Source organism: Clostridioides sp. ZZV14-6154, assembly GCF_020657785.1.
Taxonomy (GTDB): domain Bacteria; phylum Bacillota; class Clostridia; order Peptostreptococcales; family Peptostreptococcaceae; genus Clostridioides.
On sequence record NZ_JAGWCY010000001.1, the window covers coordinates 1,129,345 to 1,154,858 of the forward strand.

22 protein-coding genes are annotated in these 25,514 nt (G+C 27.8%); 6 read left to right on the plus strand and 16 right to left on the minus strand.

From position 1 onward, the window contains the following. Positions 1 to 97: 97 nt before the first annotated feature. The 6 genes from KGF45_RS05525 to KGF45_RS05550 all read left to right on the plus strand — a co-directional run bounded on the left by KGF45_RS05525 (position 98) and on the right by KGF45_RS05550 (position 5,940). A complete protein-coding gene (locus KGF45_RS05525; protein ID WP_227827165.1) occupies positions 98 to 1,261 on the plus strand; it encodes a sensor histidine kinase in 1,164 nt (387 codons plus the stop codon). After that, complete coding sequence (locus tag KGF45_RS05530; RefSeq protein WP_227827164.1) at positions 1,254 to 1,898, plus strand: response regulator transcription factor; 645 nt, start codon at positions 1,254 to 1,256, stop codon at positions 1,896 to 1,898. The genes KGF45_RS05525 and KGF45_RS05530 overlap by 8 nt, the downstream gene beginning before the upstream one ends. Positions 1,899 to 2,085: 187 nt before the next feature. Then, positions 2,086 to 3,021: an ATP-binding cassette domain-containing protein gene (locus tag KGF45_RS05535; protein WP_227827163.1), complete on the plus strand. Its 936-nt coding sequence runs from the start codon at positions 2,086 to 2,088 to the stop codon at positions 3,019 to 3,021. A 13-nt stretch (positions 3,022 to 3,034) separates the two neighbouring features. Continuing rightward, positions 3,035 to 4,132, plus strand: a complete 1,098-nt coding sequence (locus tag KGF45_RS05540) for an ABC transporter permease (RefSeq protein WP_227827162.1) — start codon at positions 3,035 to 3,037, stop codon at positions 4,130 to 4,132. A gap of 2 nt (positions 4,133 to 4,134) precedes the next feature. Beyond that, complete coding sequence (locus KGF45_RS05545) at positions 4,135 to 5,199, plus strand: ABC transporter permease (RefSeq protein WP_227827161.1); 1,065 nt, start codon at positions 4,135 to 4,137, stop codon at positions 5,197 to 5,199. 243 nt (positions 5,200 to 5,442) lie between these two features. Next, positions 5,443 to 5,940, plus strand: a complete 498-nt coding sequence (locus KGF45_RS05550) for a CarD family transcriptional regulator (RefSeq protein ID WP_227827160.1) — start codon at positions 5,443 to 5,445, stop codon at positions 5,938 to 5,940. A gap of 122 nt (positions 5,941 to 6,062) precedes the next feature. Here KGF45_RS05550 and KGF45_RS05555 read toward each other — a convergent pair whose 3' ends face one another. The 16 genes from KGF45_RS05555 to smc form a co-directional block, all read right to left on the minus strand. After that, positions 6,063 to 6,311 (minus strand): hypothetical protein, encoded by a 249-nt coding sequence (locus KGF45_RS05555; protein WP_227827159.1) that lies wholly within the window; start codon positions 6,309 to 6,311, stop codon positions 6,063 to 6,065. A gap of 65 nt (positions 6,312 to 6,376) precedes the next feature. Then, the gene (locus KGF45_RS05560) at positions 6,377 to 7,393 is read right to left on the minus strand and encodes an alpha-hydroxy-acid oxidizing protein (protein WP_227827158.1); all 1,017 of its coding nucleotides are present in this window, start codon (positions 7,391 to 7,393) and stop codon (positions 6,377 to 6,379) included. A 57-nt stretch (positions 7,394 to 7,450) separates the two neighbouring features. Then, entirely contained in the window at positions 7,451 to 8,218 is a 768-nt protein-coding gene (locus KGF45_RS05565; protein ID WP_227841973.1) for a ribonuclease HII, read from the minus strand. Between the two features lie 71 nt (positions 8,219 to 8,289). After that, positions 8,290 to 10,482, minus strand: coding sequence for an adenosylcobalamin-dependent ribonucleoside-diphosphate reductase (locus KGF45_RS05570; RefSeq protein WP_227841974.1), 2,193 nt, complete (start codon positions 10,480 to 10,482; stop codon positions 8,290 to 8,292). 527 nt (positions 10,483 to 11,009) lie between these two features. Then, positions 11,010 to 12,305 carry a branched-chain amino acid transport system II carrier protein gene (brnQ, locus tag KGF45_RS05575; RefSeq protein ID WP_227827155.1) on the minus strand — a complete coding sequence of 432 codons (1,296 nt, stop codon included), beginning with the start codon at positions 12,303 to 12,305 and terminating at the stop codon, positions 11,010 to 11,012. A 1,133-nt stretch (positions 12,306 to 13,438) separates the two neighbouring features. Then, positions 13,439 to 14,731: a branched-chain amino acid transport system II carrier protein gene (gene brnQ, locus KGF45_RS05580; RefSeq protein ID WP_227827154.1), complete on the minus strand. Its 1,293-nt coding sequence runs from the start codon at positions 14,729 to 14,731 to the stop codon at positions 13,439 to 13,441. Between the two features lie 390 nt (positions 14,732 to 15,121). Continuing rightward, a complete protein-coding gene (ylqF, locus tag KGF45_RS05585) occupies positions 15,122 to 16,018 on the minus strand; it encodes a ribosome biogenesis GTPase YlqF (protein ID WP_227827153.1) in 897 nt (298 codons plus the stop codon). A gap of 317 nt (positions 16,019 to 16,335) precedes the next feature. After that, positions 16,336 to 16,686, minus strand: a complete 351-nt coding sequence (gene rplS, locus KGF45_RS05590; protein WP_227434167.1) for a 50S ribosomal protein L19 — start codon at positions 16,684 to 16,686, stop codon at positions 16,336 to 16,338. A gap of 188 nt (positions 16,687 to 16,874) precedes the next feature. Further along, positions 16,875 to 17,570 (minus strand): tRNA (guanosine(37)-N1)-methyltransferase TrmD, encoded by a 696-nt coding sequence (trmD, locus tag KGF45_RS05595; protein WP_227827152.1) that lies wholly within the window; start codon positions 17,568 to 17,570, stop codon positions 16,875 to 16,877. An 8-nt stretch (positions 17,571 to 17,578) separates the two neighbouring features. After that, on the minus strand, positions 17,579 to 18,094 hold the full coding sequence (gene rimM / locus KGF45_RS05600; protein WP_227827151.1) for a ribosome maturation factor RimM: 516 nt from the start codon (positions 18,092 to 18,094) through the stop codon (positions 17,579 to 17,581). 110 nt (positions 18,095 to 18,204) lie between these two features. Further along, positions 18,205 to 18,432, minus strand: coding sequence for a KH domain-containing protein (locus tag KGF45_RS05605; RefSeq protein ID WP_227434164.1), 228 nt, complete (start codon positions 18,430 to 18,432; stop codon positions 18,205 to 18,207). Between the two features lie 65 nt (positions 18,433 to 18,497). After that, on the minus strand, positions 18,498 to 18,770 hold the full coding sequence (rpsP, locus tag KGF45_RS05610; protein WP_003419338.1) for a 30S ribosomal protein S16: 273 nt from the start codon (positions 18,768 to 18,770) through the stop codon (positions 18,498 to 18,500). 39 nt (positions 18,771 to 18,809) lie between these two features. Beyond that, on the minus strand, positions 18,810 to 20,162 hold the full coding sequence (ffh, locus tag KGF45_RS05615; protein ID WP_227434163.1) for a signal recognition particle protein: 1,353 nt from the start codon (positions 20,160 to 20,162) through the stop codon (positions 18,810 to 18,812). After that, complete coding sequence (ylxM, locus tag KGF45_RS05620) at positions 20,159 to 20,527, minus strand: YlxM family DNA-binding protein (RefSeq protein WP_227827150.1); 369 nt, start codon at positions 20,525 to 20,527, stop codon at positions 20,159 to 20,161. Before ylxM ends, ffh begins: the two co-directional genes overlap by 4 nt. Before the next feature lie 102 nt (positions 20,528 to 20,629). Then, a complete protein-coding gene (gene ftsY, locus KGF45_RS05625) occupies positions 20,630 to 21,922 on the minus strand; it encodes a signal recognition particle-docking protein FtsY (RefSeq protein WP_227827149.1) in 1,293 nt (430 codons plus the stop codon). A gap of 26 nt (positions 21,923 to 21,948) precedes the next feature. Beyond that, positions 21,949 to 25,503 carry a chromosome segregation protein SMC gene (gene smc, locus KGF45_RS05630; RefSeq protein WP_227827148.1) on the minus strand — a complete coding sequence of 1,185 codons (3,555 nt, stop codon included), beginning with the start codon at positions 25,501 to 25,503 and terminating at the stop codon, positions 21,949 to 21,951. Positions 25,504 to 25,514 lie beyond the last annotated feature (11 nt).

Consider the following 25,514-nt stretch of genomic DNA (forward strand, 5'->3'; position numbering starts at 1 on the left):
TCATTAATATTAATAGATACCTCTATTGACTTTATTCTTTTATGATATTATTCTAGTTTTCATAAGGAAAGTTTATTTTTATGGAGGAATGTTTTTAATGAACAGAAAAAAATTAGTTACTTTTATACGATATTTATCCCTATTTATATTGATTGTAAGTTATCTAAACAATGCTGAAAATACAATGTATTCAATTATGACAATAATAATATTATTTCTAATTATAATAAATAATCAAGTCAGATTTTTTTCTTTATCAAACAAGAATAGAATTGTACTTATTTCTTATTTTTTAGAGCTTATCTTAATTTTTATATTGTATAATTATACAAAGACTTTTAATTCACTTTACTTTGTTCCTTTAATTTTGGACATATCATTTTTTATAAATGAAAAATACAAATACATATTATTGTTTTTCATTATAGTATCTTCCTTTATTATTAGTTTAGATAAAAACTTGTATCTAGCTTTGGAATCAAGTTCAATATTATTGATTATATCTATACTTTCTATATATATAGAAAGTGAAAATATATCTAAACTATACAATCAAAGCCTTTATGATAAACTTAGAATTTCTAAAGATAAATTAAAAAAATCTAATTCTGATTTAGAAATTTATGCAAGTTCTATAGAAGAACTAGCCATTTTAAAAGAGAGAAACCGAATATCTAGAGAAATACACGATAGTGTTGGACATTCTCTTTCTACAACAATAATACAGTTAAGTGCCATAGAAAAGCTCTTAAATGATAAGCCCGAAGTATCTGATTTAGTACATGAACTTAGAGAATTCGTAAATGAAAGTTTTCAAGATGTTAGAAGAGCTATCTCTGAGTTAAAGCCTATTGAATATGAAAATTATCAAAATTTGTTTAAAATTAAAGAACTAATTAAAAGCTTTATTAAGCTTACAAATATTAATGTAAGACTAACTATATCAAGAAACACTTGGAGCCTATCTAGAGCTCAGTCTATAGCTTTATATAGACTTATTCAAGAATCGCTTTCCAATGCATCAAGACATGGAAAAGCAAGTGAAATCAAAATTTTTATAACATTTAATCCTTCAAATCTTATAATTACGATTAGTGATAATGGTATAGGATGTGAAAATATAAAAAAAGGAAATGGAATTAACAGTATTAGCGAAAGAATATATGAACTAAATGGAAAAGTTGAATTTGATAATCACAATGATGGATTTACAATTAGAGCTTCTTTTCCCAAATTTTTAGGGGGTGATTTTTTTGAGTAAAATTAAAGTTCTTATAGTTGATGATGAAAAATTAATTAGGAAAGGTCTTAAGATTATATTGTCATCTTATGATGATTTGGAGATAATTGGAGATGCCTCTAATGGATATGAGGCTTTAGAATTTTGTAAGTCAAATGATGTAGATGTTGTTCTTATGGACATTAGAATGAATATTTGTGATGGTGTTTTAGGCACAAGACTTATAAAAGAATATGATGAGTCAATAGCACTATTAATTTTAACTACCTTTAATGATGATGAGTATATAAAAGATGCAATGAAGTTTGGAGCTTCAGGTTACCTTCTAAAAGACAGCTCTGATGAAGTATTGCATGAGGGGATACGCTCTTCATTTTTTGGCAATGTTGTACTTGACAAAAATGTAGCTGAAAAAATCATGTCATCTGAAAAAACTGTTGAACATGAGCATATTTCTAATATATATAATTTAACTGAAAAAGAAATATCCATAATTAAATTAATTGCACATGGACTTAGTAATAAAGAAATAAGTCAAGAATTATTTTTATCTGAGGGTACCATAAAAAATAATATAACTAATATTTTAGGCAAATTGGAGCTTAGAGATAGGACTCAATTGGCTATATTTGCTTTCAAAACTAAAATTGTAATATAGTATGTCAATAAAAAGTCTAAACTATAAACAAAATTTTCAAAAACTTAACTTATAATAAAGCTAAAACTATAAAGTGACTTAAGTCACTTTTTTTAGTGACTTATAGTAATAGAAATACACCTAATAATTCTTTATTATAATATTATAGATTTTTAAATTACACAAAAACATTTTGGGAGGGATTTTTATGGATATAGTTAAAGTAAATAATATAACAAAAAGATTTAATGATAAGTTAGCACTTGATAACATTAGTTTTTCTGTTAAAAAGGGGGAAATATTTGGGCTTATTGGTCCAAATGGTGCTGGTAAATCTACACTTATAAATATAATTACCAATCTTACTTTACCAAATAGCGGTAATATTCAAATAAATGGTGTAGATTTGTCAGCAAATCCTATGAGTGCAAAATCCATAATAGGATTAGTTCCACAAGAGTTAGCAGTTATGGAAACACTAACTCCTTTTGATAACTTAGAATACTTTGGAGCTTTTTATGGATTAAAGGGTAAGTTGCTTCAAGAGAGAATCAATGAAGCCTTGGAAGTTACAGGTCTAGCTGAAGTTAAAAAGAAAAAAGTAAAAAAACTATCTGGTGGTATGCAAAGAAGATTAAATATTGGGATAGCACTTTTAAATCATCCTAAAATATTAATATTAGATGAACCAACTGTAGGTGTTGACCCTCAATCAAGAAATCACATTTTTAATTTTATAAAAGATATATCTGAAAAACAAAAAACTACTATTATATATACATCCCATTATATGGAAGAAGTTGAACATCTTTGTTCTAAAATCTTTATTATGGATGAAGGTAAAGAAGTTGCTTTTGGGGATAATAATTACCTAAAATCAATAGTGTCTACAAATACAAAATTAATTATGGAAATAAAAAATATAAATGCTCAACTTATATTTGATTTAAAAAATATTAAAGGTGTTATATCTGTTTTAGAAAATACTTCAGTAATAACATTAGATGTAGATAAAAACTTTCAGTTAACAGATGTACTTTCTGCTGTTGACAAAAACAATTCAAAAGTAATACGTATCTCTTATGAAGAACCTAGTTTAGAAGATGTATTCTTAAATCTAACAGGTAAAAACTTAAGGGACTAATGGGGGTGATTTTATGAAATTATATATAAGTGTAAAAACTATGTTAAAAGGTCTGAAAAGCTCATTCATGCTTAATTTGATATATTTCTTAGCTCTACCTCTACTTTTAGCTGGGTTCCTTGGAATGGTAACAGAAGATATGTTTCAAAATCCTATAAAAACAGAACCTATGTCAATTGTTGTATATGATAAAGATAACTCCAAATTATCAAATAATTTGACAAATTATTTAAAAGATGATTTATCTTCTGTATTAAAAATACAGAAAGATTATTCTGATGCAGATTTAAAACTTACAATACCTAAAGGATACGAAAACAATATTTTAAAGGAAAAATCAAATACTTTAAGTATAGAAAAACTTGGAACTAGAGATGACATAGCAGTACTACTTCAAAATATATTAAATACTTATCATGAAAAATTATATTTAAATAATTCTCAAAAACTAAGTTCAGAAGAGTTTTCTAAGTTGTTTAATAAGAGTTCTATTGCCAATTCTATAATAAAAAGTGATACTGAACAAAACTCATATGAATACTTTGCTTTAGTTTCATTAGGATTCCTTGTAATAATTTTTATAATGAATAATATTTTATCGAATTATATAAGTGAATCAAAAGGGCTTTCAAAAAGACTTTATTCTATGCCTATAACTAGAGTGCAGTTTTTAATTTACGACTTTGTAGGTTTATGGATTTATTCATTTATATTTCTATTATTATATGTTTTATTCTTTAGGATACTTGGAATAACATTTAAAGGTAATCTTGCCACATTAACCTTAATATGTGCTATATCATCATATTTTATGACTTCTATATCTACTTTTGTAACTAGTTTTTTTAGTAAAAAATATGGTACATTCATAGTCTATATATTACTTTTCTTACAAACAATTTTTGGAGGTATTTTTAACATGATAAGTGAAGCTTTTAGTAAGTTTGTAAGTTTATCTCCAACTTATTTAATAGGAACTCTGTATAGTGATTATGAAAGTTTCAAGACTTTAAATTCAATAAGTAATTTAATTGTAACATGCTTAATTATTTCTACAATATTGATTATACTCTCTATTGTAAAAGAAAAATATAAATGGAGGGAGATTTAATAATGATTAGACTAATTCTTGCAAATATAAAAAGATATATAAAAAATCCTTCTCTTTTAGCTAGTATGGTCATGATTCCTATTATATTAATTGTTTCTCTTAACCTTTTTTCTAGTAAATCAGACAATCAATCAATGTATTTTTCTCCAGTAGCAGTTGTCTCTAACTCTTCAGGAAAATATGAACATAAATTGATAAATAATTCAAAGCTAAAGGAAAACACATTTAGATTAAATGAAGAAGATAAGGCTATGAACTTACTAAAAAATAATAAAGTTTCTGCAGTATTTGTTTTGGACAAAAACTTTTCAACTGATATAGATAACTTAAAACGACCTGCTGTTAAATGTTTCAAAACTGAAAATGGTGGTGGTAGTCTTTGGGCAGAATCAGAAATAGAATCTTTTATCAATAATTCTTTAAAATCAAAAATAGATAAAAATATGGATGAAAAATTAACTAAAACAAGTATAGTTGATAATAAGCCTGATAAAAACACAGATTCATTTTTAACAGTTTTCTTAATATGTTATTTTATGTATATTAACGCAGCGTATCTTGCCTCTGACTTATTTACATTAAAAAAATCAAATGTTTTAAGGAGACTTATTTCTACAAAACATAAAGATATAAAAATAATTTTTAGTATACTCTTAGGGTTATTTTTTATTCAAGCAATTTTATACACTGTAATACTTGGATGCCTTACATTTGTTGGAGATTTTAAATTAACCCCAAATATATTAATGATTGTACTAGCAAATAGTTTTGTTTCCACTGGATTTGTATTTTGGATAGCTAGAGTATTTAAAAATGAAAGTTCTATAAGCCTTGTAACTACATTTTATTCTTTAATAGGTTTAGCTATATCTATATCTAGTCTGATACCATCAATGAGTGAATTATCATTTATGACTAATCTATCAAAGCTTACACCTTTTTACTGGACTATAAATGCCCTTAGAATCAATGATAGTATCTTAATAAATGTAATCGTTCTAATACTTATTGGAATAGTATTTGTAACAGCTGGAAGTTTTAAATTAAGAGATTTTGCAAAAAACTAATAATTACTAAATATAGTTAGTATATAATTTTATACAATACTAACATAATATTTCAATATTTTAAATCATTTTATATTATATTTTTATAGTCAGTTTTATCTATCTTTGATGATAAACTTATTATTATATATTAATACCTTTGACTTGTCAATAGTTTTATGATATAATATTAATTATTAGATAATTAAAGCATTGTACCCCAATTGCAATATCTAAAATTCAGTTTGGAGGTATAACTAACATATGTATAATATTGGTGAAAGTGTGATGTATCCAAAAGAAGGAGCCTGTTATGTAAGTGATATTGTAACAAAGGAAATAAATAAACATATGCAGAAATACTATGAATTAACTGTCATTTTCAATAGCACTCTTAAAATTTCGATTCCCGTTTTGAATGCTGACAAGATTGGTGTACGTCCAATTATGAACGAAAATGAAGTTAATAATTTTATCCAATCAATTGATAAAATAGATGGTATATGGATTTTTGATAGAAAGCAACGGCTTAAATTATACCATGATAAATTTCATTCAGGAGATGTCTTTGAGATTGTAAAATTAATTAAGATGCTTATGATACAAGATTGTTCAAAACAATTATGTAGTACAGATAAGGACTTTCTAAATAAAGCTCAGAGATTTGCTTTGTCGGAATTAGCTGCTGCTCAATGTAAATCTTATACAATCGTATTGGAAGAAATGAAAAAACATATTCTAAATCCGAAAAGTAATAATTAAACCAGTCTTAAAGACTGGTTTTATTTTTTAGATTAATCATATTTATTACCATACTTTACCTTAGATTTCCTAAAAAAACCAAGTGTAAATCATATTACTGATTTACACTTGGTCAACAAAACCTAATCTTCCTCAAGTTCCTTTTTTTCTTTTAATAATACATTTAATTCATTTGCTTCTAAAATCTGTGCTTCTAGAGTGTCCAGTAACTCTTGTTGCCATTCCACACATTTATCTTTGTAATCAAAAGGTAGCGTTCTGTCAACTATGTACTTATCAATACATTCCTCCGCACTTTTAACTATTTGTTTTCTTTCATCAATAAATTTTTCCAATTCTACTAAGGCTTCTTCATAAGCTTTTTTACTCATATAAATTCCCCCTTTGTACAATTATTCTACATTAAAATGATTTTTCCTCTTTTTTGTATAAAAATTTATTTGTATATAACTTTTCCATCAATATCTTTTATAGTTTGACATCCAGTTAATATCATAGAACCACTTAATTCTGATTGAAGTTTATTTACATAAGTTTCTACACCATCAGTTGCTCCACCAAATGAAGCTGTTACAAAAGGTCTTCCTATTAATACTGCATCTGCCCCTAGGCCTATCATTTTTAATACATCCAATCCTGTTCTAACTCCACCATCTGCAAGTATTGTAACTTTACCTTTAACAGCCTCAGCAATCTTTGGTAAAACTTCACATGCTCCTGGTGTACAGTCAAGTACTCTTCCTCCATGATTTGATACAACTATTGCATCTACACCTGCTTCAACTGCCATTAATGCATCTTCTACAGTCATTATTCCCTTTAATATAAATGGTAATTTAGTAGAGTTAACTAGTTCTTTTATTTGCTCAATATTTTTAGGAAGCACTGGTTTTCCATGTAGCGATAAAGTTACTAAACCACAAGCATCTATATCAACTCCAACTGCAAACGCTCCAGCTTCTTCAGCTAGTCTTATCTTTTTTATAATATTTTCATTGTCCCAAGGTTTAATAAATACAATTCCAGCACCATTATACTTTTTAACTACATCTAAATTTTCCATTAAAAATGCATCTACTGCTGTATCTCCAACCATTGCATAGATACCACTATTGGCACATCCTGCAACTACTGGTTCTATGTAATCTCTTTCATTTATTTTTCCACCCATATTTAAAGTAGTTCCTGTTACTGGAGCTGCAAATATAGGAGCACTCATTTTTTTACCAAATATTTCTATAGATGTATCAGGATTTGAAACATCATGTATTACTCTCATATTTACTTTTACTTTTTCTAAGCTCTTACTATTTTCTATAAAAGAAGAACCACTTCCTTTACCTCCCATACCAGGTACTTCACCTGCACAGACAACTCCATTACAAACTTTACAAACTTTACAACTTCCATTTAAATTTTCTCTAGCATTTTTTAATAGTTCATTATAATCCATCTCTAATCCCCCATTAATTATAGTAATTTATATCGTACATATTATATCACATTATGTTTACAGTATATTTTTCAAGAAGCTTTTTCTATGTATAGGAGTTATCCCATGTTTTTCAATAGCTTCATAGTGTTCTTTTGTTCCATATCCCTTATGAGATTTAAATCCATATTCTGGATATACTCTATCATATTGATACATTATACTATCCCTAGTAACCTTCGCCAATATACTTGCTGCTGCTATTGATATAGATTTTGAATCTCCTTTTATAATTGGATTTTGAACTATATCAATTCCTGGTATTGTCGCTGCATCAACAAGTAAATAATCTGGTGTTTGTTTTAAACAATTTATTGCTTTTTTCATTGCCATATATGTGGCATTTAATATGTTAAATTCATCTATTTCTTCGTTATTTACTATCCCTATTCCATAATCTAATGCTTCTTTTTTTATTACTTCAAAAAGCTCATCTCTTTTTGCTTCACTTAGTTTCTTAGAATCATTTACGCCTTCTATTTTTGTATTTTGCTTAAACACTACAACTGAAGCTACAACAGGACCTGCAAGTGGTCCTCTTCCAGCTTCATCAATTCCTCCAATATATAAATAGCCTTTACTATATCCTTCATTTTCAAACACATTTATAGTTTCTAATCTTTCTGCTTCTTTTCTAATATTGTCCAGCTTCTTGGCAAGCTTTATAGCGAGACTTTGAACAGATTTTCTTTCATCCACTCTTAATATTTCTATATATTCCATATACTTTTCAACTTCTAAAGTCTCAATTATTTCTTTAATCTCCCTCACACTTTTGTTCTGCATACTATCCCCTCATCTTTCACCTGTAAAAATATTATTGTCTTAAACATATTAAGAATCCACTAACTTAGAATTTAATTGCATCCACTATATCCACATTTTAAACATATACTACATCCACCTGTGTGTGCAATTCCTTCACTTCCACACTCAGGGCATACAAACTTTTCATCTTCTTCAAAATTTTTATTTTTTAATTCTTTGGCTTTTTCTTTTTTATTATCTTTTTCTTCTTTATTATTTTTATAAGATTCTTTTTTATTATCTTCTTTTTTGTTATTTTCTTTATTATTTTCTTCTTTTTTTTCATTTATTAAGATTCCACTCCTTTTGCATCCATCTCTAAATATTGTCACTCCCTTAAGACCAGCTTGCCATGCCATAACATATATGTTAAAAACATCTTCAATTGTAGTTTCAAAAGGTATATTTATTGTAGATGATATAGAAGCATCAATATACTTTTGCCATACTTTTTGCATATTTATTCTTTCTTCATATCCTATATTCATAGCAGTAACAAAAAAATCTGGTAAACATTCTTCATCTGTAATACCTTTTTTATCCATATATTCTTTAACTATTGGAGTATATACTTTATAATACACATCTTCATCATGTAAGCTTTCAGTTTTTCTTATATATGAAAGATTAAATATAGGTTCTATTCCTCCACTAATACCTATCATTGTAGATATAGAACCTGTAGGAGGTATAGTTAAGAGTTGTGAGTTTCTAAGCCCATACTTTTTAACCATCTCTTTAGTATCATCATTTAAGTTTTCTATAAAAAATCTAGATTTAGAAATATTTTCATATTTATACTCACTAAATGTCCCGTATTCTTTAGCAATTAAAGCTGATTGTTTTACAGCTTCGTTAAGCATAGTTTTACCAATTAAATCACACAATTCTAAAGATTTATCAGAACCATATCTTATCCCCATCTTTATAAGCATGTCAGCAATACCCATTACACCTAAGCCTATCTGTCTATATTTGTAGACACTATCCCTTTGTTCTTGTAATGGATGTAAATTTAATCCCTCATCTAATACATCATTTAAAGCTACCACAGCTTCTCTAACACAAGATTTTAACTTATTAATATCAAAGGTAGCATGTTCCCCAAATGGTTGTATTACAAACTCTGATAAGTTTATTGAGCCAAGCAAACAGCTTCCTCCACTTGGAAGTGGCTCTTCTGCACAAGGATTTACCCCTGAAAAACAAAAGTCCTTATCTTCACTCATAAGGTTATATGTTTTTATTTTATCCCAAAATAATATGCCTGGTTCTGCATAATCCCAGTTATTTTTAACAAACTTATTAAACAAATCATATGCATTTACTATCTTAACTATTTTTTCTCCAGTAGTTTCAACTTCAAACGTACAATTATACAATTTTTTTTCCTTTACAGCTTGCATAAACTCATCTGTTACTCTTACAGAAATATTTGCTTTAGTAACCTTCTCCAAATCGGTTTTTATATCTATAAATTCCTCTATTTCTGGATGATTTACATCCATAGAAATCATAAGAGCTCCCCTTCTACCTCTTTGACCAATCAAACCTGTTGTCATGCTATAAAGTTCCATAAAAGACACTGCTCCAGTTGTATATTTTGCAGCATTATTTACTTTTGCACCTTTGGGTCTTAATTTTGAAATATCAATTCCAACCCCTCCACCATAACTAAAAGTTCTAGCAAGTTTTTTTGCGGTGTCAAAAATATCTTCTATACTGTCTTTTGGTGGCTCTATCACATAACAATTAGAATAAGTTACTTTTTTACCTTCTTTATGTAAACCTCTATTTGCTAAAATTCTACCTGCAAATAAAAATCTCTTTTGTCTTATTAACTTTGATATCCTTGGACTATTATTTGAAATTCTCTTTATCCATTCATCAAAACTTTCTCCATTATGTCTATACTTATTTTTCCATATTGATTTTTGTAATTCATCAAACTCCCAAGCCTTATGTCTTATTTCTGAACGTCTTTCTCTATATAATATGTAGTGTTTTGCTATATCTTTTCTATTTGATTCCATAAGTAATACTTCCACTATATCTTGGATTTCTTCTACAGATAAGCATTCCTCCATAGAATTATAATCATTAGCGATTTTTCTAGATATATCATATGCTAAATCTCTGTCTACTCCACCTTCACTATTTATACTAGCCTTATAGACAGCATCTTCAATCTTACTTTTACTAAAAAGTTCTTTTGTCCCATCTCTCTTTATTATGTACTTCATTTTTAGACCTCCAATAAATTAGTATTACATTAATACACCTATTAGTTGTAATTCTAAACAAACTTTTTTCTATATTTGTATGTTCTCATATTAATTATCTCACACAATATATATTATACTATTTTATATTCAATATAACACGCTTTATAGTTTTCTCAGTTAAGTAAATGAACTTTCTATATTCTAAATATCTTCTATTAAAAACTTAAAAATAATATAAAAAAGTATATAAAAGTGTAATTATACTCTTATATACTTTATTTTTTTATAAATTTTATCATTTTTTACTCCATTATTTACCATTAAAATTAACAATAAATTCTTTATATTTTACATATAAATATGTTACATATCATAAATATTATTTGTAAATATATATAACAAAGTTCAACCTAACAATAATCTATCTTTAAACTACTGTATTTAATATTCATTTACATATAAAGTTTTACATATCAAAAAGGAATTGCCTCCTAAATGATTTTAATCACTTTAAGGCAATTCCTATATGTATTAATTATTCTTTATTATTGTACAGCTTTACTACTTTGAGATGGAATAAAGTTTCCTATTATTCCTGCTATTAAAACTGGAACTACCCAGTTAAATCCTAATGAAGCTAATGGTAAGCTATTAACTAGAGGAATATTTACACCAAAGCTTGTTGCAACTGTTAATACACTTACTAACAATGCCATATATGCAGCGCATTTGAATACATTGTCATTTTTAATTTGATTACTAAATAATGCTAGTATAACTAGAGTTATAGTTGCTGGATATACCATACTTAATATAGGAGAAGAGAATTTTATTATTGTACTTACTCCAAAGTTTGATATGATTGCACTAAACACACAAACTACTATAACTATATGCTCATATTTTAATTTTCCATTTGTAAGTGTTGAGAAATACTGACCTGCTGCTGAAGAAAGACCTATAGCTGTTGTTAAACATGCTAATGCAACTATAATAGCCAATAGAATCTTACCTGTATTTCCAAGTAATGCTGCTGTTATTGAAACTATTAAAGCTGTTTGTTGAACATCTTGTCCATATATTTCAGATACAGTTGCTCCAAGGTAACATAATCCACCATAAACTAGTGCCATACCTATTACCGCTATAACACCTGCACTTACTGTAGCTTTCATCTTTTCTTTTTCACCTGTATATCCTTTAGATATTACTGACATGATTATAATTGATGCAAATACACTAGCTGCTAATGCATCCATTGTTTGATATCCTTGAGTTATACCTTCTGAAAACACATTTTGTATTAAAGAAGCATCTCTTATGTCTCCTAATGGAGATACAATACCTTTAACTATCAATACTGCTAAAGCTATAAGTAAAGCTGGAGTTAAAATTGATCCAACTATATCTACAACTTTTGATGGTCTTATTGTTAAAACCAATACTATAGCAAAGAATACTATAGAGAATATTACTGGGCTTATTCCTGAACCTATTGTAGGTAGTATACCCATTTCATAAGTTGTTGCTGCTGTTCTAGGTATTGCCAAAAGTGGCCCTATACAGATTACCATTGCACATCCTAGTACAATACTTAATCCTTTACCAGCTCTTGAAAACATTTTTGATGTGTCTCCATTGAACTTAGTTGCTGCTATAACTGCTAATAATGCCAAACCACCATCTGCGAAAAGGAATCCTATGAAAGCTACTAGCCAGCTACTTCCAGATAAAACTCCTAGATATGGAGGGAATATTAAGTTCCCAGCACCAAAAAACATTGCAAATAGTGCAAATCCAATTACAATTACATCTTTAAACTTGATTTGTTTCTCACCCATTTAAAGCACCCCCATTTGAATTTTACTACTTTTTATTACATTTTACCAAAAAATAAGTCCAATCTCTTCTTAAATGAAAACCTTTTGACGAGATTTTATTTAATTATACATTTTTGACTTAAACTTGTCAATTATGTTTCATAATTTATAAAATCTTCGCAATATTTAGTACAACTTTCTTAATTAAATAAAATTAACATGTATACTTTAAACATAGCTGTTTTTTTTATTTTTATTTAATTTTTCTTGACAAAATTAAAACTTTTAAATCATCTTAATTGTGCGACTTTTTGAATTATTTGCATTATTTCCAATTTATATTGCTTTATAGACAATATTAATGTATGCATCACTCTCCTTTTTATTTGTGTATAATCTTTTGAGTTCAATTTAAATTTTAAATATTTTGTGTTTATTATATAATCTGAAAAAAAAGCAGTCAATATGATTTTTAATTTTTTTAATTTTCAAAATTATGATACTTAGAAAATCGTTTTCCTTTTGTCATAACTTCTATTTACGTTAATTCTTGTAGTATTTTGTATTTATTTTGCTAAACTCACTATTAATTTTACTGAATTTCAATTCTACACTTATAAACTTTTTACTTACTTGAGTACCTTCAAATCATTTTTTCTGAAAATTTTTTATTATGATTTATTGATTTATTTTTCTTCATAGAAACTATATTATAAGTTCCAACTTACTAAAACTTTGCAGTTGCTAGTATTCAAGTTATTCTACTTATTTTTTAGAATTTAATGAATAATCTTAATATAAACTAATTAGAAAACAATTTAGTAATTTACATAAGTTATTTATACGTTCAAATGCCTTAAATTTCATTTTATTATTTTATTATTGTCACAATTTTATTTATATAATATTTTTGTAAAAGTCAACTAATACACATATCTTAACTTGTAATATTCTTTTAAATATCTTTTATAAAGACTCAATATTGTTAAAAAATAAACATATCTTTTTTTAATACTTTTATCTAATTTTACTATATTAAATACAAGGAATTAGTATATACTCAAAAAATAAAAAGAGTTATCTATATAAATAGTTTCATTTATTATAGATAACTCTCCTTATTTATAAATATCTATATTTCAATTAAATAAGATTTAATTTGTTCCAAGTGTATTAGATTGACTCTTTGATGGTATAAAGTTACCAATTATTCCAGCTATTACAACTGGAATTACCCAGTTAAATCCTAATGAAGCAAGAGGTAGAGAATTTACTACTGGAACGCTTACTCCATAACTAGATATAACAGTTAATATACTTACAAGCAGTGACATATATACTGCTCCTTTGTATACATTATCATTCTTAATTTTTTCATTAAAGAAAGCTAAAATTATTAAAACAATTGATGGTGGATAAACTATACTTAGTATAGGAGATGCTATCTTTATTATAGTTCCAACACCAAAAGATGCTACTACTGCACTAAATACAGATACGGCTAATACTATTTTTTCATAACTTAACTTACCTTTTGTAAGTCTAGAAAAATATTGCCCTGTTGCAGATGTAAGACCTATAGATGTAGTTAAACATGCTAGAGATACCACTATTGCTAAAATCGCTTTCCCAACATTTCCAAGCAATCCTTGTGTTATATTTACTATTACTTGTGATTGTACTGCATCTGTTCCATACATTGTTGATACAGTTGCTCCAAGGAAACATAATCCCCCATAAACTAATGCTAAGCCACCACAAGCAAGAACACCTGCTTTACCAATCATCTTTAACTTTTCACTAATACTAGTATATCCTTTTTCATTTAAGGATACTATCAGTACTGATGCAAGTGCTATTGCTGCAAATGCATCCATTGTCTGGTAACCTTGACCAATACCTTCTGCAAATACATTAGGTATCATAGGTTTATCTATTATCTCTCCAAGAGGAGATACAACACCTTTTATAATTATGAATGCTAAAGCTATTAGAAGAGCTGGAGTTAAAAATTGTCCAACTATATCTACGACCTTAGATGGTCTTATTGTTAATACATATGATATCGCAAAATAAACTATACAGAATAATAACACTGGAATTGAGCTTCCAAATAAAGGCATCATACCCATTTCATAAGTTGTTGCACCTGTTCTTGGTATAGCTAAGAATGGCCCTATACATAAAATATCTACACAACCTATAAGAATCCCTAATTTCATACCACATCTTTTAAACATTTCTACTACGTTTCCATCGAATTTAGCTGTAGCCATTACTGCTAGAAGTGCCAAACCAGCATCGGCAAATGTAAATCCTAAGAAGGCAATTAACCATTCTGGACCTGTAATTATTCCCAAATATGGTGGAAATATTAAGTTACCTGCTCCAAAGAACATTGCGAATAATGCAAATCCAAATACTATCATATCTTTGGTCTTACCCATTATAAAATCCCCCTTTTTAACCTTATTAAATTAATAAAGTTTCTCAGTTGTTCACGTTTGCATAAATAAATTAACTAAAACAATAAGAATTCATTATTAAATTAATAAAATTAAATAAATTAAATTTTTAATATATTGTATTTATTTGTGCTTATTATATATTATATGAAACAAGCAAGTCAATATGCCAAAATTGCAAATTATCACACTGATTTTAATTTTCAAAAAATTAGGTGTATTTGTCTTAAATTAATATTTTTTAAAGTTTTCTAATCTAATTTATACTTTTATGTGACAGTTTTTGTCTATATTTCAGAAAAGTAAAAAAAACCTTTTTAAAAAGGCTTTTTTTTACTTAATAATATTAATTTTTTAACCTAGCTTTAAAATCTATCTTTTAACACTCTCTGGTACTTCTAGTGTTATATTACCTATTTTTCCATCTCTAAATTCATTTAAAACAGTAGTAGCTATACGTGTATAATCAAGCTCTTTCCCACCTGTTATGAATCCTCTTTTGTGGCCAATCATATCCATTGTTTCAATTGGAGTTTCTCCTAAAGAGTCTAATTTATATCTAGCTTTCAACTTTTCTGGCTCTATTATCATAAGTTTTTCTATAAGTCTTAAAGCTAAAGTCTCAACATCTAAAATCTCATCTTTTATAGCTCTACTAAATGCTAAGTTTAAGGCAACTTCTTGGTCTTCAAACTTTGGCCAAAGTATTCCAGGTGTATCTAAAAGTTCAAGATTTCCCTTTAATCTAACCCATTGCTTACCTTTAGTTACTCCTGGCTTATCTCCTGTCTGAGTACTTTTTCTACCTGTTAATTTGTTTATAAGAGATGATTTACCTACATTTGGTACACCAACTATCATTATTCTTATAGCTCTTTCTTTTCTTCCTTTATCTTTTAAAGAACTCATTTTTTCTCTAGTTACATTCTTACATTCTTCCACTATCTTATTTATACCTACACCTTTTAGTGTATCTACTGGTATAGCTTTTATGTTATTCTTTTTATAGTACTCAATCCATTGATTTAACTTATCTCTATCTGCCATATCGCTTTTATTTAATACAACTACCCTAGGCTTATCTCCTACAAGCATATCTATATCTGGATTTTTGCTACTAAATGGGATTCTAGCATCTAAAAGTTCAACCACTACATCAATTAGTTTTAAGTTATTTTTTACTAATTCTTTTGTTTTCTTCATATGACCTGGATACCAGTTTATATGTAGATTATTATCCATAAGATACTCTTCATATTCATTTGACACATATATCACTCCTTTAAAATAGTATGTTATTATTACCTAATTTTACTTAAAAATATATCTACTTAAGACCTTACATTGTCACCCTTTTAACATCATACTTTACATAATATTATCTTCTTATTTTTAGTATTATTTCAAAATATAATCCAATATTTATTGATTTTATTTTCAATTTTAAAATTCCTAAATCTATCAATAAATAGTATATTTTCAACAAATAATCATATCTACTTACAATTTAATTATTTGTTATGATTTCAATTAAAATAGAAAGAGGACTGATAAATCAGCCCCCCATTTATAAGTAAAGTTTTTAATTATCTATTTCTAGCTTCTTTTATCTTAGCAGCTTTACCTACTCTACCTCTTAAGTAGTTTAGTTTAGCTCTTCTTACTTTACCTTTTCTAGTTACTTCTATTTTTTCTATTTTTGGAGAGTGAACTGGGAAAGTTCTTTCTACACCAACATTGAAAGACATTTTTCTAACTGTAAAAGTCTCTCTTGCTCCTCCACCTTGTCTCTTTAATACTACACCTTCGAATATTTGTATTCTTTCTCTTTTTCCTTCTATAATTCTAACGTGTACTTTAACTGTGTCCCCAGGTCCAAAATTAGGAACTTCATTTTTTAATTGTTCTTGCTCAATTGCTCTTAGCATTTCATTCATCTTTCTTCCTCCTAGATATCATAGACGTTCTTAACTACCCGACCAGTGTAAACAGAGGAACGCCCGTATTTTCAACATTTTATATTATACTATACTTCTATAGTTATTACAAGCACTTTTATATTTTTAATTCCATTTATAGCCACTTTATTGTATACATGTATATTAAGTTTTTATTGTATATGTTTTTATTTTTCTTGAGATTTTTTATATAAGTCTAATCGTCTTTCCTTAGTTATCCTTATAGATTCTTCTCGTCTCCACTCATCTATCTTTTTATGATTTCCTGATAAAAGCACTTCTGGTACCTTTAACTCTTCAAACTCTCTAGGTCTTGTGTAATGAGGATACTCCAATAGATTATCTTTAAATGACTCCTCTTCAAATGACTCGTCCTGATTTAATACTCCTGGAATTAACCTTGATATAGAATCTATCATTATAAGTGCAGGCAGTTCTCCTCCGGTTAGTACATAATCTCCAATTGAAATTTCATCAGTTACTATTAAATCAATAATTCTTTCATCTATTCCTTCATAGTGACCGCATAGAAGTATTATATCTTCTTCAATAGACATCTCCTTGACTATAGATTGATTGTATACCTTACCTTTGGGAGTTAAATAAATTACTCTTGGATTGTTTATATTATGGGTTTTTATTATATGCTTATATGTGTCATATATAGGTTGAGGAGTCATCACCATACCAGCTCCTCCTCCAAATGGATAATCATCTACTTTTTTATGTTTATTATTAGAAAAATCTCTTATGTTATATATATGCACGTCAATTATACCTTTTTCAACTGCTCTTTTCATTATACTTTCATTCATGTATGAATTAAATATTTCTGGGAAAAGCGTCATTATATGAAATCTCATATTACCACCTAATCTATCATACCCTTAATAGGGTCTATAATCATTTTTCTTTCATTTATATCTATAGTAGGTACAAATTTTTTTATAGCTGGTATCATAAATTCCTTATCTTCTTCACCTTTTATTACATAAACATCATTTGCAGAATATTGAAGTACATCCTCCAAGACCCCTACATACTTTCCTTCTATAGTTAAAACTTCCATACCAATCATATCTGCTATAAAAAACTCACCTTCTTCAAGTTCTCTACTCTCTTCTCTAGACACATACATAAATTTATTTTTTAGCTTTTCTGCTTTTTCTATAGTGTCTATACCTTTTATCTTCATTATAACCATAGAGCCTTTATATCTTACATTTTCTACAGTCCACTTGTTGTTTAAATCTTTTCCTAAATAAAAATCTTTCAATTCATCAAATCTATCTATATCATCAGTAAGTGGATAAACTCTTACTTCACCTTTTAGACCTTGTGTGTTTACTATTTGCCCTACCTTAAAATGGGTTAATTTTTCTTTCATGTTATCACCTTCTTAAAAAAATTTAATCTTATGTTACCATATCATCATAAATTCTTAAAACTGTACACAGTTATACAAAAAGGACTAGGCACTATACCTAATCCTCCTCTTTATACTATCTCAAGAGAAACTTTTATGTTTTCTCTATTTGCAACAGATCTTACGACAGTTCTTATAGCTTTAGCTATTCTTCCCTGCTTCCCAATAACCTTACCCATGTCATCCTGAGCAACTGTAAGCTTTAAGACGATACCGTCATTGTCTTTAAATTCCTCAACAACAACTGAGTCAGGATTATCAACTAGAGCCTTAGCTATATCTACAACTAGCTCTTTCATATATTTCATCTCCTAAAAGTAACCTCAACAACAAGTATTTACTTATACTAGTTGCTAAGAGAAAATTATTTTGCTTGTTTAGAAGCTTCGAATTTTTCTATTACTCCGTTTTTTACAAGTAATTTTTTAACTACTTCTGTTGGTTGAGCACCAGTAGCTAACCATTTTATAGCTTTTTCATCATTTATTCTTACTTGTTTAGGTTCAGAAATTGGATTATAGTATCCTATTTCTTCTATAAATTTTCCATCTCTTGGAGCTCTTGAATCAGCTACTACTATTCTGTAGAAAGGTTTTTTATTAGCTCCCATTCTTTTTAATCTTATTTTAACTGCCATTACAGTCACCTCCGAATAATTTTTACTATTTTTTATATTTTATTTAAAAAAAGGTAAACCGCCTAAGCCGCCCCTTTTCTTCATACTTTTTTGTGAACCAGCAAACATCTTCATCATTTTTTTCATTTCATTAAGTTGTTTTATAAGTCTATTTACATCTTGTACAGTAGTTCCACTACCTCTAGCTATTCTTTTTTTCCTAGAAGCATTTAATATTCCTGGGTTACGTCTCTCATATGTAGTCATTGATTGAATTATGGCTTTAGTTCTATTCATTTCTTTACCATTCAAATCTACATCTCCAAGTTGGTCTTTTATATTTCCCATACCAGGCATCATACCAAGTATCTTGTCTAGAGGTCCCATATTTTGTATTTGTTCCATTTGTTGTAAAAAATCTTCAAAATCTAGTTCTTGTTTTTTGATTTTTTGTTCTAATTCCTTAGCTTTTTCTAAGTCCATACTTTCTTGTGCTTTTTCTATTAGGCTTAATACATCTCCCATACCTAATATCCTTGATGCCATCCTGTCTGGGTGGAAAGGTTCTATATCATCTAGTTTCTCTCCCATCCCCATAAACTTTATAGGTTTTTGTGTTACTGCTCTTATTGAAAGTGCAGCTCCACCTCTAGTATCTCCATCTAACTTAGTTAATACTACTCCATCAACACCAAGTGCTTCATTGAAGCTTTCTGCAACATTCACTGCATCTTGCCCTGTCATAGAGTCTACAACTAAAAGTATTTCATGTGGCTTAACTTCTGACTTAATTGACTTTAACTCATCCATAAGCACTTCATCTATATGAAGTCTACCAGCAGTATCTATAATAACCAAATCGTTAGCATTTTTAATTGCATGACTTAAACCTGCCTTGGCAATATTTACTGGACTTTCTTTATCTCCCATATTGAATACAGGTATATCCAATTTTTCACCAACAACTTGAAGTTGCTTTATAGCTGCTGGTCTATAAATATCACAAGCTACCAATAGAGGCTTCTTGCCTTGCTTTTTAAAATATCCTCCAAGTTTTCCTGCTGTTGTAGTTTTACCTGCACCTTGCAATCCAACCATCATTAAAATCGTAGGAGGTTTTGAGGAAATCATTACTTTACTTTGTACATCCCCCATTAAACTTGTAAGTTCTTCATTTACAATTTTTATTACATGTTGAGCTGGTGTCAAACTTTGCATAACCTCTTGTCCAACACATCTCTCTTGAACTTTTTTTATAAAATCTTTAACTACCTTAAAGTTAACATCTGCTTCAAGAAGAGCAAGTTTAACTTCTCTCATAGCATTTTTTACATCTGCTTCTGTAAGCTTTCCTTTTGACTTTAACTTACTAAATGCCCCTTGTAGTTTATCAGACAATCCTTCAAATATCATTTTATCATCTCCCTACATACATCTTCTATATTTTCTAGCTTAGGGATTAAATTAGCACAATCTCTATTGTGCAATAAATCTTCTTTAATGTCAATAATTTTATTTCTTATAAATTTAATATTTTTTTCCTGTTCTTGAAGCTTAGATACTAAATGTAGCTTTTCTTCATAATCTCTTAGTATCTTTTCTGAACGTTTCAATGTATCATATATACCTTGTCTTGATACACTTAGATTCTCACTGATTTCACCTAAAGAGTAATCCTCTTCATAGTATAGAGCTACTATCTCTTTTTGCTTATCAGTTAGTAATTCTTTATACTGTTCAAATAACAATCCAATTTCGACCATTTTTTCTATATTCATATCTTACACTTCCTAGCAGTATACTGTAAAGGTTATTTACTTTACACTATTGTATTTTATATCATATAAACACTCTTGTCAACCATTATTTTTAAAAGAATACTAGTTACCAAATAATGCATCTGAAAATGATTTTGCATCAAAATCCTGTAAGTCTTCTACTCTTTCTCCAACTCCAATAAGTTTTACAGGTACATCTACTTCTGACTTTACTGCAAGCACTACTCCACCTTTTGCTGTTCCATCAAGTTTTGTAAGTACTATACCTGTTATATCTGCAACTTCTTTAAATGTTTTAGCTTGAACAACTGCATTTTGACCTGTTGTGGCATCTACTACAAGAAGTACCTCACGCTTTGCTTCTGGAAATTCTCTATCTACTATTTTAAATACTTTTCCAAGTTCATTCATAAGATTAGCTTTGTTGTGTAATCTCCCAGCTGTGTCACATATTAATAAATCTGCCTTTCTAGCTTTTGCTGCCTTTATAGCATCAAACACTACTGCTCCTGGGTCTGCTCCTTCTTGATGCTTTATTATATCTACATTAGTTCTATTTGCCCATATTTCTAATTGCTCTGTTGCTGCTGCTCTAAATGTATCTGCTGCCGCTAATAAAACTTTTTTTCCATCTTTTTTATATCTATTTGCTAATTTTCCTATCGTAGTAGTTTTACCCACTCCATTTACACCTACCATTAGAATTATACATGGAGCTGGTTCTATGTCTAATGTAGAGTTTTCATTCGTAAGGATATCTTCAACTATAGATTTAAGTTCTTCTCTTACCTTTATTGGTTCAGTAATTCCCTTTTGCTTTATCTTATCTCTTAGTTTCTCAATTATGTCCATAGTTGTATTTACACCAACATCTGCTGTTATTAAAATTTCCTCTAAATCCTCAAGCAATTCTTCATCTATTTTTGTATATGATTTTAAAACCTCATCTATTCTATCAGTTATTCCTTGTTTTGCCTTTGTTAATCCTTGTTTTAATCTTTCAAACAAATTAACTTTCTTTTCTTCATATTTCTCTTCTTTATTTTCATAATCTTCATGTTCAGTTTCTTCATCATTATTATCATTGTTTAATTCTTCTATTTCACTATCTAGAGAATCATTATTTATTATCTCTTCTACCTTTTGTTCATTAATATCTATCTCATCTTCTATCTCTCTATTTTCTTCAGTACTTTCATCAACAACTTCTTCTTCAGTTTTTTCTGGAATATCTTCTACTTTATCTATAACTTCTTCCTCAAACCCTGAAAAAATTGTTTCTTCTATGTTTTCTAAATTGTCAGCACCACTTTCTATTTCTTCTTCTGAGTCAACGTCTTTTTTTTCTAATTCCTTATCCTTGTCTTTGCCAAAACCAAATAATTTTTTTAACACTATTCTTCCTCCTATGTCAATCTAAGTTATATAATATCAGTTATATCTTGAGCTTCTTTTAGTTTTAAACTAATAACTTTTGAAATAGCTTTTTCTTGCATTGTAACTCCATAGATATAATCAGCAGCTTCCATAGTTCCTCTTCTATGAGTTACTGATATAAATTGTGTTTCTTTAGATAAATCTTTTAAAAATTCTCCAAATCTAAATATATTTGCGTCATCAAGTGGAGCCTCAATTTCATCTAATATACAAAATGGTGTTGGTTTTGTAATTAATATTGCAAATAATATGCTTATTGCAGTTAAAGCTTTCTCTCCACCAGACAGTAGATTTAAATTCTTCATCTTTTTACCAGGTGGTTGAGCTGTTATTAGGATATCACTTTCTAATAAATTTTCTTTATCTAAGATAGTTAATTCTCCACAACCACCACCAAAAAGTCTTTTGTACACATACTTAAAGTTTTTACTTATTTCTTCAAATTTAATCTCAAATTCAGATTTCATATTTTCTTCTAATGTATGTATAAGTTTTTCTATCTCCTCCATAGATTCTTCTAAATCTTGTTTTTGTTCACTATAAAAATCATATCTTTCTTTTATTTCTTCATATTCTTTGATAGAATCTATATTTATATTCCCAAGACTTCTTATTTCTCTCTTTAGATTTTCTAAGAATTTTCTATCTATCTCTAGATTTTCATCCTTGATTTCCAATGCCTGTACTAAAGTCATTTCATATTGTTCAAATAACTTATTTATATATGTGTCTTGACTAGTTTTTAATCTTTCTAATCTTCCACCAACCTTAAATAAACTCTCTTTAAGTTCTATATGTTGTCTATCTATAATTTTTAACTCTTTACTAATTTCATCAAAATTATTTTTCAAGTCATCTTTAGCTATTTTTCTAGTTTCAAGATTTCTATTGCTGTCTCCTAATTGTTTAGTTAAGTTTTCTTTTTCTTTTTCTTCAATAGATATAGAATCTTGTAACTTAACGATTTCTTGTTCTTCATAATTTAATGATTCATCTAATTGTTTAGTTTTTTCTTCTAACTCACAATTTTCACCAGATATTCTTTTTATATCTCTAACTATGCTATTATAAGCTTCTGTTTTCTTTACTAAAGTTAGGTTTAATTCATCAAATTCAGCTTTTTCTTTATCATACAAATCATTATATTTTTTTATTTCATCACTTAATATATCAATTTTTTCTTTATTTTGATTGTATGTATTTTCTAATGCTTCCATGTCTTTTTTAACAATGTCACTTTTTTCGAGTGTATAATTTAAGTTAGAACCCAAATCACTTTTCTCATTACCTAGCCTAGCAATACTAGATTTTAAAGATTCAATCTCAGATTCGATATTTTCTATACTTGTACTCTTTATTATAATACTTTTTTCTAAATCTTTTACTTCATTTTCAACTAAGCCAATTTCACTTTTTATATTTTTTATACTTTTATCTAAGGATTCTTTTGTAAGTTCTAGACCTGAAATCTCAACCTTAACATCATTTATTTTTTCTGTATACTCGTTAATGAATCTTTTTCTTGATAATATATTTCCGTTAGTTTTTAAACTACCTCCAGTTAAAGAACCTCCTGGATTTAAGATTTCACCATCTAAAGTTACTATTTTAAATCTATGACCAGTTTCTTTTGCAAATTTTATCCCTTCATCTATATTGTTTATAAATATAGTTCTTCCAAGTATATTTTCAATTATATTTCTATATTTTTCATCAAACGTAATTAAATCACTCGCTATTCCTATAAATTTAGTATTTGCTTTTAAATTACCCAAACTTATTTTATTTGATTTAATTATATTTAATGGCAGAAACGTTACTCTTCCTAAATTATTCTTCTTCAAATAGTTTATTGCAGATTTAGCACTAAACTCATCATCAGTTATTATATTTTGCATATAGGCACCAAGTGCTGCTTCTACAGATTTCTCATATTTTTCAGGAACATTTATAATCTGTCCTAGTGCTCCATGAATACCTTTTAAATCCTTATTTTTTAATACTTCTTTTACACCTCTATTAAATCCCTCATAATGATTTTCCATATCTATATAAACATTTAACTTTGAGTTATATCCATTTAGATTGTATTTACTTTTCTGTATTTCATCTTCTACCTTATTGAGTTCATTAATAGAATATTGTAAATCAGCAGTTAATTTTTTATTTCTGTTATTCACATTATTTAAATTTTCTTTTTTCATATTAAATTCTTTATTTATACTATCTAATTCAGAAGATTTTGTTTGGACATTTTGGTTTAATTCTGATATTTCTGAGTTTATGTTCTCATCTCTAATATTCATATTTTCTTTATTTGCATTTAAAGCAGATAACTTATTACTAAGTTCTTGTTTCTTATTTAATATATCTATTATATTTTCTTTAAATAATTCTATATCATTATTTAAAGATTCCAACTTCATCCTTTGATTTTCTTTACTAGATTCTAACTTTTTTATATTCTCTTGTAATATCAATAACTCTTCACTATTTGAAGACTTATTACTTTCTAATTCTTTTATGTATACCTTATTTTCATTTAGCTTTTCTTTTATATTGTTTATTTCAGAATTTTTTCTATGAATTTCATTTGTAAAGTTTTTTATTCTTTCTTTAATTAAATTTATCTGTGACTCTTTTTTTGATATAACACCTTTAATTGAATTTATATAATCCACAGACTTTTCAATTACATCTTGTAGTACCTCTATCTCCTTATCAACATCTTCTTGTTTTTTCTCTACAACATTTTTTTGCTCTTCTTTTTCTTTAAGCTCTTTTTCAAGAACTTTACTATGCTCATCAACCTCACTCAGTTCTTTTTCTATTCCTTCAATTTCTCTTATAAAATTATTCACTTCTAGTATTTTTAATTTTTCACTTATTTCTAAATACTTTTTTGCTTTTGTTTGTTGATTAAAAAGAGGTTTTAATTGATTTTCAATTTCTATATATATATCATCTATTCTTTCCAAATTTTCTTTTGTATTACTTAAATTTCTTTCTGCTTCCTGTTTTTTATATCTATATTTTGATATACCACAAGCTTCATCAAAAACTTTTCTTCTACTTAAAGGATTATTACTCAATATTTCATCTACTTTTCCTTGCTCTATGATTGAATAACCATCTTTTCCAATACCAGTATCTAAAAAGACTTCTTTTATATCCTTTAATCTGCAACTCTTATTATTTAGAAAAAATTCACTTTCTCCATTTCTATAAGCTCTTCTTCTTATAGTCACTTCTGTAAAGTCTAATTCTAATTGATTCTCAGAATTATCAATAGTAAGAGCTACTTCACAGTAATTCATGGGTTTTTTTGTATCTGTACCTGCAAATATTACATCTTCAAGTTTATCTCCTCTAAGACTCTTGATACTTTGTTCTCCTAATACCCATCTTACGGCATCAGATATGTTACTTTTTCCACTTCCATTTGGTCCTACTATCGCTGTTATTCCTTCTTTAAAAATAATATCTGTCTTTACTGGAAAGGATTTAAATCCCTTTAACTCTAGTCTCTTTAAATACAAATCGTTTCTCT

Excerpts from the sequence above, each read along its gene's own strand:
- KGF45_RS05525 (WP_227827165.1), top strand. The coding sequence starts at position 98 with ATGAACAGAAAAAAATTAGTTACTTTTATACGATATTTATCCCTATTT.
- KGF45_RS05535 (WP_227827163.1), top strand. The coding sequence starts at position 2,086 with ATGGATATAGTTAAAGTAAATAATATAACAAAAAGATTTAATGATAAG.
- KGF45_RS05540 (WP_227827162.1), top strand. The coding sequence starts at position 3,035 with ATGAAATTATATATAAGTGTAAAAACTATGTTAAAAGGTCTGAAAAGC.
- KGF45_RS05545 (WP_227827161.1), top strand. The coding sequence starts at position 4,135 with ATGATTAGACTAATTCTTGCAAATATAAAAAGATATATAAAAAATCCT.
- KGF45_RS05550 (WP_227827160.1), top strand. The coding sequence starts at position 5,443 with ATGTATAATATTGGTGAAAGTGTGATGTATCCAAAAGAAGGAGCCTGT.
- KGF45_RS05555 (WP_227827159.1), bottom strand. The coding sequence starts at position 6,311 with ATGAGTAAAAAAGCTTATGAAGAAGCCTTAGTAGAATTGGAAAAATTT.
- KGF45_RS05560 (WP_227827158.1), bottom strand. The coding sequence starts at position 7,393 with ATGGATTATAATGAACTATTAAAAAATGCTAGAGAAAATTTAAATGGA.
- KGF45_RS05565 (WP_227841973.1), bottom strand. The coding sequence starts at position 8,218 with ATGCAGAACAAAAGTGTGAGGGAGATTAAAGAAATAATTGAGACTTTA.
- KGF45_RS05570 (WP_227841974.1), bottom strand. The coding sequence starts at position 10,482 with ATGAAGTACATAATAAAGAGAGATGGGACAAAAGAACTTTTTAGTAAA.
- brnQ (WP_227827155.1), bottom strand. The coding sequence starts at position 12,305 with ATGGGTGAGAAACAAATCAAGTTTAAAGATGTAATTGTAATTGGATTT.
- brnQ (WP_227827154.1), bottom strand. The coding sequence starts at position 14,731 with ATGGGTAAGACCAAAGATATGATAGTATTTGGATTTGCATTATTCGCA.
- rplS (WP_227434167.1), bottom strand. The coding sequence starts at position 16,686 with ATGAATGAAATGCTAAGAGCAATTGAGCAAGAACAATTAAAAAATGAA.
- trmD (WP_227827152.1), bottom strand. The coding sequence starts at position 17,570 with ATGAGATTTCATATAATGACGCTTTTCCCAGAAATATTTAATTCATAC.
- rimM (WP_227827151.1), bottom strand. The coding sequence starts at position 18,094 with ATGAAAGAAAAATTAACCCATTTTAAGGTAGGGCAAATAGTAAACACA.
- KGF45_RS05605 (WP_227434164.1), bottom strand. The coding sequence starts at position 18,432 with ATGAAAGAGCTAGTTGTAGATATAGCTAAGGCTCTAGTTGATAATCCT.
- rpsP (WP_003419338.1), bottom strand. The coding sequence starts at position 18,770 with ATGGCAGTTAAAATAAGATTAAAAAGAATGGGAGCTAATAAAAAACCT.
- ffh (WP_227434163.1), bottom strand. The coding sequence starts at position 20,162 with ATGATATTTGAAGGATTGTCTGATAAACTACAAGGGGCATTTAGTAAG.
- ylxM (WP_227827150.1), bottom strand. The coding sequence starts at position 20,527 with ATGAATATAGAAAAAATGGTCGAAATTGGATTGTTATTTGAACAGTAT.